Origin of the sequence: Streptomyces carpinensis, assembly GCF_002154505.1 — a bacterium.
GTDB classification, from domain to species: domain Bacteria; phylum Actinomycetota; class Actinomycetes; order Streptomycetales; family Streptomycetaceae; genus Streptomyces; species Streptomyces carpinensis.
In genome coordinates this window covers 1-7923 of the sequence record NZ_MUBM01000587.1, presented here as the reverse complement: position 1 = coordinate 7923, position 7923 = coordinate 1, and the positions used below count along the sequence as shown (strand labels likewise).

Below are 7923 nucleotides of genomic sequence, written 5' to 3'. Positions count from 1 at the left end.
CTCAAGGCCCTGCGCGCCCGCTGGCCCGGTCAGAAGTTGTATGTGGTGCTGGACCACTTCTCCCCGCACAAGCACGCCAAGGTCCGCGCCTGGACGGCCGACAGCGACATCGAGTTGGTCTTCCTGCCGACCTACGGCTCCTGGCTGAATTGGATCGAGGCCGAGTTCGCGGCTCTGCGCTACTTCGCACTCAACGGCACTGACCACCGCAGCCACGACGAACAGAACGCCGCCATCGCCGCCTACGTCCGCTGGCACAACACCCGCGCGGAACCGAAGACGAACTTCGCGCCTGACTCACCGATCCGATCATGGACCGATTACCCGGCCAAGGCTGCGTGACGAGCCACTAGCTGGTCAGGGCGGGTTGACGTGGTTTCAGGTTCACTTGTTCGGTCGTTGCCTGGTTGGCGTAGTGCTTCTCCTCGTACTCGATGGGGCTGAGGTAGCCGAGCCGTTTCTGGATGCGGCGAGGGTTGTAGAAGCCGTCGATGTACTCGAAGAGGGCGAGGTTCGCTTCGGCCCTGGTGGCGAAGACCCGACCGCGGATGCACTCGGTCTTGATCAGCATCCACAGGTTTTCCGCCAGGGCATTGTCGTACGAGTCGCCGACCGAGCCCATGGACGCTTGGATCCCGGCTCTGACCAGGCGTGTTGTGAGCTTCACGGACGTGTATTGACAGCCGTGGTCGGCATGGTGGACGAGCTCGCCGGGGACGGGCTCGCGGCTGGCCAGGGCGTACTCCAGCGAGGTCAGGACCAGGTCCGCGTCCGCACGAGCGGAGGTTTCCCAGGCCACCACCCGGCGGGAGAACGCGTCGCGGATCGCGGACAGCCACAGCGGGCCCTCCAGCGTCGCGATCACGGTCAGGTCGGTGACCCACAGCCGGTTCGGCCCGTTCGCGGTGAAGTCGCGCCTGACCAGGTCAGGAGCAAGGTCGGCGTCCGGGTCACGTCGGGTGAAGCCCTTGCCCCGGCGGGGGCTGATCCCTGCGAGGCCGGCCTGGCGCATGAGCCGTTCGACGCGCTTGCGGCCGACGTGGATGCCCTCCCGCTTGAGGACGGCGTGCACGCGGGGCGAGCCGTAGGTCCCGCCGGAGTCGGCGTGGACCTGACGGATCTTCCCGGTCAGCTCGGCGTCCTGGCGGCGCCGCTCACACGGTTCCTTCTTGGCCTGGCGCCAGCGGTAGTAGGTCGAGGAGGGGATGTTCAGTTCCCGGAGTACGGGCTCGACCCCCAGGTGCGGGTGCTCGTCGACGAGCGCGGTCACCTGGGCCGGGTCGGGTCGAGCTGGGCCGCGAAAAAAGCCGAGGCCGTCCGCAGGACCTCGTTCGCCCTCTTGAGCTGGGCATTCTCCTTGCGCAGGGCGGCCAGCTCCTCCCGCTCGGCGGTGGTGAGCATGTCGTCGCGTTCGCCGGCGTCGGCCTCGGCCTGGCGGATCCAGTTGCGCAGGGCCTCGTGGTGCACGCCGAGTTCCTCGGCCATGCGGCGGATCACGGGCTTCGGCTCGGCGGTCCGGTACATCCGTACCGCACGCTCACGCAACTCCAGCGGGTACTTCCTCGGCGCAGGCATCCTCTGGTCTCCTCTCACGAGACCCATCTGACCCTCTGTCACCTCTCCCCGCATCTCGGGGGAACCTCAGTTGGGTTCAGCCAAGCCTGTCAGCACGCCGGGCATCGACGTCCTTGCCGTGGAAGAGCAACCGTTCGTCGTCGTGGCTCCGGCGGACGCGGCCTTCGAGGACGGAGCCGCACTGTACCCCGCGCAGCTGGCAGGGCAGAGGCTGATTGCCTCCCGCCCCGGCAGCCTGATGCGCAGCATCGTCGACGAGATCACCGCGCACAGCCAGAGCACGGAGATCGTCGCCGTCGTCGACCACCGCACCTCCATCCTCCCGCTGGTCCTCGGCGGTCTGGGCATGGCGGTCCTGCCCGCCGCGTGGACGCGTCTGGCGCGCCGGTGCGGTTTGGTGGTCGCGCCACTCGAACCCACCGCGCATCTGCACGTCGCGATGATCAGCCTGCCCACGCACCTGACGCCTGGCGCCCGCGCGTTCTTGGACCTGACGCGCACGCTGGCCCGGCACCATACCGATGCAGAGCCGGCGTGAGAGGCGGCGGCTCACCGCTCGGGGAGCGTACCGATCAATGATTCCTATGGGTCGCATCGGAAGCATGTCTTGGACGTCTCCCGGCACCGCCTTGTTGACTCCAGGAACCGGATCCTTGCGTCCCAGACCTATGGGGAGCAGGGGCAGTTACCCGTCAGCCGGAGGCTTCCCGTGACCGATAACCGCACCTTCCGTATCGCGGCCATCCCTGCCGACGGAGTCGGCAGGGAAGTCGTCGCCGCGGGCCGAGCCGTGCTGGATGCACTGGCCGCCGACTCGGGCGGAGCCTTCGGCTTCGACTGGCAGGAGTTCCCCTGGGGCTGCGACTACTACCAGCGCACGGGCCGAATGATCGACGAGGACGGCTTGGTCCAGTTGAAGGAGTTCGACGCCATCTACTTCGGCGCCGTCGGCTGGCCCACAGTCCCCGACCACATCAGCCTGTGGGGCCTGCGCCTGAAGATCTGCCAGAGCTTCGACCAGTGGGCCAACGTTCGCCCCGTCCACTTCCTTCCCGGCATCACCAGCCCCCTGCGCAAGGCCGACACCACCGAACTGGACTGGGTCGTCGTTCGCGAGAACAGCGAAGGCGAATACGCCGGCCTCGGCGGCCGCAACCTGGCCGGACGCGGGAGGGGCGGTGAAGTGGCTATCCAGTCCGCCTTGTTCACCGAGGTCGGGTGTGAACGCATCATGCGCTTCGCCTTCGACCTGGCCCGCACCCGCTCCCGCCGCAAGGTCTCCTCCGTCACCAAGAGCAACGCTCAGCAGTACGGCATGGTCCTGTGGGACGACGTCTTCCACCGTGTCGCCGACGACTACCCCGACGTGGAGACCGAGAGCGTCCTGGTCGATGCCATGTCCGCCAAATTCGTCCTCCACCCCGAGGACCTGTCGGTAGTCGTCGCCTCCAACCTCAACGCAGACATCCTCTCCGACCTCGGCAGTGCCCTGGCCGGCAGCCTCGGCCTCGCTGCCAGCGCCAACCTCAATCCCGAGCGCCGCTTCCCCAGCATGTTCGAACCCGTCCACGGCTCCGCCCCGGACATCGCCGGGCAGGGCCTGGCGAACCCCATCGGCGCTGTCGGCAGCGCCGCTCTCATGCTGGAGCACTTCGGCCTGCCGGAACAGGCCGCCCGCCTGTATAAGGCCATCGAGAAGACCACGGGCGCCGGCATCCTCACCCGCGACGTCGGCGGCACCGCCTCCACCGACAACGTCACGAAGGCGCTCATCGACGCGCTGGCGGGCTGACCGGCTGCGCGCCGTCAGATCACAGCCCGTGCCGAGACCCACCTCGAACACTTCGCCATCAGCCGGTAGATCGACATAACAACCCCGTCATCGCCGGATACGACCTGCGCGACCGGCTGGAGCGGGTCGTCCCCACGCCTCGCCCTGGCAGAACAGGAGCCGCGGGATCAGCCGTTCAGAATCTGATCCAGGACCAGGCTGTCGGCGGCCTGCTGCAGCTTCACGAGCTTGCCGTCGCGAACGGTCCAGATATGGATGAACCTGACGTCCGCGCTGTCCCCCTTCTTGGTCACGCCGCGGTAGTGGCCCAGGGCGAAGACGCGGCCGTTGTCGTCCGCGAAGTACTCCTCGCCCACCGCTTGGAGGGATTCGAACCGTTCGTGGAGCGGGCCGAAGAAATCCCGGCCCACGCTCTACATGCTGCGGACTACAGCGATGTTGTCGATTGCGGGCATGGGGTACTCATCGAAGAAATGGTGGTCGGTCGGGGGACGGCGGTTCGGGTGTCAGACCGCGAGGGCAGCTCGGCCGGCGAGGAAGAACGCCGTCTCACGCGCGACGCGGGCGCCGAGGCTCTCCGCAGTAGCGATATCGGACTTGTGAACGGCGTCGGGCCCGGCGTCGACAGGAGTCTGGGCGCCGGCACCGACGAAGTAGCCGAGGCGGTTGAGGTCGTCCTCCTGGCCTGTGGTCGACGCCCAGCCCGGTTGCAGGCCGAGGCTGATCCAGTGCATGCCGTGCTGAGCGGCCATGGTGAAGAAGTAGCCCAGCGTGGAGGACTTGTCACCGTTCTTTGCACCCGAGTTGGTGAAGCCCGCGGCGATCTTTCCGGCCCAGGCCTGCGTGTACCACCGCTTGCTGCTCTGCTCGGCGAACGCATGGAAGGCGGCGGAGGCAGTGCCCATGTACGTGGGGGCTCCGAAGATGATCGCGTCGGCGGCGTCCAGTTGCGCCCACTGCTCGTCGGTGACGGTGTCCACTGCGATGGTCAGCACCTCGGCACCGGCATCGGCGGCACCGCGCGCCACAGCCTCTGCCATGACGGCAGTGTGGCCGTAGCCGGAGTGGAATGCGACGGCGACCGTGGGACGGGGGATGGAAGACATCGGGGCAATGCTCCTTGAAAGTGACTGCTCGAGTCGTACCTCTGAAGGATTGCACGGCATACGGGTACCGAGGGTAGGAAAGATTCGTCCCTGGTTGAGCGACACCGATCGTGACACTCTGCTATTGGCAGCCCCGCATTCCATTCGTGAATTCCATATTGGATTTACGCCCCCCACCATGCTTGCAATAATCAGCCCCCGCTCAGACCAGCGAAGGAAATCGACCCACTCGCCCGACAGGTTTGGAATTCAGCCGGCGTTGGCCCGCATGGATGGTCATGCCGACCAGCCTGACGGCGATCGCCGGTCGGCTGGGTAGGACAGTTTCGTCCCTGGATGTGCTTCCCCTGAGATGGAACCCTCTCACCGCCCAAACCCGTTCATGATCCCCCTCAATCCGCACCAGCGACCGCCACTGACGACCGCCAGCGGCACCCTCTCCGCCCTGTGATGCCCTCGCAGCAGCCCCACATCAAGAAGCAGGAAGAACCAGGCAGGAAAGACTCATGCGAGCAACCATGATCCATGCCCCCGGTGACATCCGGGTGGAGGACGTCCCCGAGCCGAAGATCATCAAGCCGACCGACGCGATCATCCGCACCGTTGCCACCTGCGTGTGCGGTTCCGACCTGTGGGCCTACCGCGGACTGGACCCTGTCGCCGACTCTCACCCGATGGGCCATGAGTACGTCGGCGTCGTCGAGGAGGTCGGCAGCGAGGTCACCTCCGTCCGGCCCGGCCAGTTCGTTGTCGGCTCCTTCGCCACCTCCGACAACACCTGCCCGAACTGCCTGGCGGGCTACCAGTCCAGCTGTGTCCACCGCGAGGTCATGAGTACCTGCCAGGCCGAGTATGTCCGCATCCCCAACGCCGAGGGCACCCTCGTCTCCACCGCCGAGCTCCCCGGCGAGCAACTCCTGCCGAGCCTGCTCACCCTGTCCGACGTCATGGGCACCGGCTGGTACGCCGCCAAGGCCGCGGAGGTCGGGCCCGGCTCCACCGCCGTGGTCGTCGGTGACGGCGCGGTCGGCCTGTGCGGTGTCATCGCCACCAAGGAACTAGGTGCCGCGCGCATCATCGCCATGAGCCGACACGAAAACCGGCAGAAGCTCGCCCTGGAGTTCGGTGCCACCGACATCGTCACCGAGCGCGGCGAGGAGGGCGTCGCCCAGGTGCGGGAGCTGACGGGCGGCGTCGGTGCCGACAGTGTGCTGGAGTGCGTGGGCACGGCGCAGTCCATGCAGCAGGCTCTGAAGGCCACCCGCCCCGGCGGCAATGTCGGCTTCGTCGGCGTCCCGCACGACGTCGCCATCGACGGCCAGGAGCTGTTCTTCTCCCACGTCGGACTGCGCGGCGGGCCCGCCCCGGTGCGTGCCTACCTGCCCGACCTCATCGACCGCGTCCTCACCGGCCGCATCAATCCCGGCAAGGTCTTCGATCTCACCCTCCCCCTGGAACAGGTCGCCGAGGGCTACAAGGCGATGGACGAGCGCCGTGCCATCAAGGCTCTGCTCACGCCCTGATCCCACGCCGACCCCCCTCGGGGCGTGAGCTCCCGTCAATGCTCAGGCCCTGACGATCCTCCTCCACCTCAGGCAGGAAACACCCGATGACGCACTGGACGAAGAATGAACTGGCCCGTATCGGACAGGCAGACGAGCTCGAGATGGCGCCGCTGCGCAGCGACGGAACGGCACGCAAGCCAGTCCCGATCTGGGTCGTGCGGGACGGCGACGACCTGTATGTCCGCTCCTACCGTGGCAGCGCCGGCTCCTGGTACCGAGCAGCCCGGGCCAGCAGCAGGGGCCGCATCCGCTCCGGCGGCGTCGACAAGGACGTAACCTTCGTCCCGGTCAGCGAAACCGCCGTCAACGACGCCATCGACGTCGCATATCGCAGCAAGTACGGCCACTACGGAGCTAGTTACGTGGACTCGATGGTGGCTGCACGGGACACGACGCTCAGGCTCGTTCCAGCTGTCTGAGACGTCCCGAACGCGTCCCTCTCTGCCCTGCGGCCTTCCGGGTCGACCGTCATCACCCCAGCCCCACCAGCAACGCCCACACGGGAGAAGATCCATGAAAGCGATCGGCCTCACCACCTACGGCGGCCCGGACGTACTGCACCCCGTCGAACTCGATCTGCCCACTCCCGGCCCTGGCGAAGTGCGCGTCAAGGTACGGGCCGCCGGCGTCAACCCGGCCGATGCCATGCTCCGCGACGGTTCTTTGGCCGACTGGTACCAGGGCCTCGAACCGCCCTTCATTCCGGGTATGGACGTGGCCGGCACCATCGACGCAACCGGCCCGGACCTGACCGCCCCCCTGGCTGTCGGGGACGAAGTCGTCGGCATCGTGGACAACCGTGGCCGGCACGGCGGCTACAGCGAATACGTCGTCCTGCCGACCGCCTCCGTCACCCCTAAGCCGCGCCACGCGACCTGGGAGGAAGCGGCCTCGTTCCTCATGAACGCCCTGACCGCCCGCGTGGCGCTCGACGCCCGCGACCTCCCGGCCGGGGCCACCCTCCTGGTGACCGGAGCAGCCGGAGCCGTCGGCGGCTACGCCGTCCAGCTCGCCTGCGCTGACGGCCTGCGTGTCATCGCTGTCGCATCCCGCCAGGACGAATCCGCCGTCCGTGGTTTCGGCGCGCACGAGTTCATCGATCGCGACGAGGTTGTCACCCAGCGCGTCCTCGACCTTGCACCCGGCGGTGTCGACGGGCTTGTCGACACCGCCATGCTGCATGACGCGATCACCCCTACCGTCCGCGATGGCGGACAGATCGCCGTCCTGCGCTTCTGGAACGGAACCCCGGGTCGCGGCATCACCGTGCACCCGATCAACGTTCGCAACCACGCGACCGATCGCCAGACGATCACCGGGTTGCGCAAGCTGGTCGAATCCGGCGCCCTCGCGCTTCGCGTCGCCGGTACCTTTCCAGCCGATCAGGCTCCGCAAGCCCACCGACAGCTGGACAAGGGCGGGCTGCGCGGGCGCATCGTTCTGACCTTTCCCCACCAAGCAGACCGCTCCTGAAAGCTTGTGGCCACGTCAACGGGCACCGGTGGTCACCATGCCGACGCCTGGCAAGCTCCCGTGCCGGTGCGTGAATATGAGCGCGCAAAGGTTCGCCGAGCGCCCGTTGACCTCAGGTGATGAGATCGACAGCCTCGTACATGTGCAGGAGCGGCGCCTCGGCGGGGTGCAAAGGCTGTTCCGCCCAGATGGTCTTCCCCTCGCGGGTGTAGCGCGTGCCCCAGCGGGAGGCGAGCTGAGCTACCAGGAGGAGACCACGGCCTCCCTCGTCGGTGGTCCTGGCATGGCGTAGGTGCGGGGCGCTGAGACTGCCGTCGGAGACTTCGCAAATGAGGGTTTCCGAGTGGATGAGGCGCAGCGCGATGGGCCCTCGAGCGTGCCGGATGGCGTTGGTGACCAGTTCACTGACGAT

The 7923-nt window shown here is 67.3% G+C and carries 11 protein-coding genes; 6 read left to right on the top strand and 5 right to left on the bottom strand.

What is annotated here, in order from left to right; genetic code table 11:
* Positions 1–342, top strand: a 342-nt coding sequence (locus BZY54_RS46530) for a transposase (RefSeq protein WP_208640973.1), incomplete at its 5' end; no start/stop codon positions are given.
* A 7-nt stretch (positions 343–349) separates the two neighbouring features.
* Here the strand turns inward: BZY54_RS46530 and BZY54_RS46525 are convergent.
* Positions 350–1270: an IS3 family transposase gene (locus BZY54_RS46525; protein WP_086731364.1), complete on the bottom strand. Its 921-nt coding sequence runs from the start codon at positions 1268–1270 to the stop codon at positions 350–352.
* Positions 1267–1575, bottom strand: a complete 309-nt coding sequence (locus BZY54_RS46520; protein WP_158104026.1) for a transposase — start codon at positions 1573–1575, stop codon at positions 1267–1269. The genes BZY54_RS46525 and BZY54_RS46520 overlap by 4 nt, the downstream gene beginning before the upstream one ends.
* Positions 1576–1645: 70 nt before the next feature.
* On the opposite strand from BZY54_RS46520, the gene BZY54_RS46515 reads away from it, so the two are divergent.
* Together BZY54_RS46515 and BZY54_RS46510 are read left to right on the top strand one after the other, a co-directional pair.
* Complete coding sequence (locus tag BZY54_RS46515) at positions 1646–2113, top strand: LysR family transcriptional regulator substrate-binding protein (RefSeq protein ID WP_244217680.1); 468 nt, start codon at positions 1646–1648, stop codon at positions 2111–2113.
* 171 nt (positions 2114–2284) lie between these two features.
* A complete protein-coding gene (locus BZY54_RS46510) occupies positions 2285–3367 on the top strand; it encodes a tartrate dehydrogenase (protein WP_086731361.1) in 1083 nt (360 codons plus the stop codon).
* 167 nt (positions 3368–3534) lie between these two features.
* On the opposite strand, the gene BZY54_RS46505 is transcribed toward BZY54_RS46510, so the two are convergent.
* On the bottom strand, positions 3535–3777 hold the full coding sequence (locus tag BZY54_RS46505) for a nuclear transport factor 2 family protein (protein ID WP_086731360.1): 243 nt from the start codon (positions 3775–3777) through the stop codon (positions 3535–3537).
* 96 nt (positions 3778–3873) lie between these two features.
* On the bottom strand, positions 3874–4473 hold the full coding sequence (locus tag BZY54_RS46500) for a flavodoxin family protein (protein ID WP_086731359.1): 600 nt from the start codon (positions 4471–4473) through the stop codon (positions 3874–3876).
* 506 nt (positions 4474–4979) lie between these two features.
* Between BZY54_RS46500 and BZY54_RS46495 the strand changes: the two genes are divergently transcribed.
* The 3 genes from BZY54_RS46495 (at position 4980) to BZY54_RS46485 (ending at position 7511) form a co-directional block, all read left to right on the top strand.
* The gene (locus BZY54_RS46495) at positions 4980–5996 is read left to right on the top strand and encodes a zinc-dependent alcohol dehydrogenase family protein (protein WP_086731358.1); all 1017 of its coding nucleotides are present in this window, start codon (positions 4980–4982) and stop codon (positions 5994–5996) included.
* An 86-nt stretch (positions 5997–6082) separates the two neighbouring features.
* Positions 6083–6457 (top strand): DUF2255 family protein, encoded by a 375-nt coding sequence (locus tag BZY54_RS46490; protein ID WP_086731357.1) that lies wholly within the window; start codon positions 6083–6085, stop codon positions 6455–6457.
* A 94-nt stretch (positions 6458–6551) separates the two neighbouring features.
* A complete protein-coding gene (locus BZY54_RS46485) occupies positions 6552–7511 on the top strand; it encodes an NADP-dependent oxidoreductase (RefSeq protein ID WP_086731356.1) in 960 nt (319 codons plus the stop codon).
* 112 nt (positions 7512–7623) lie between these two features.
* Here the strand turns inward: BZY54_RS46485 and BZY54_RS46480 are convergent.
* Positions 7624–7923: ATP-binding protein (locus BZY54_RS46480; RefSeq protein WP_143668355.1), on the bottom strand; the 300-nt coding region annotated here is incomplete at its 5' end.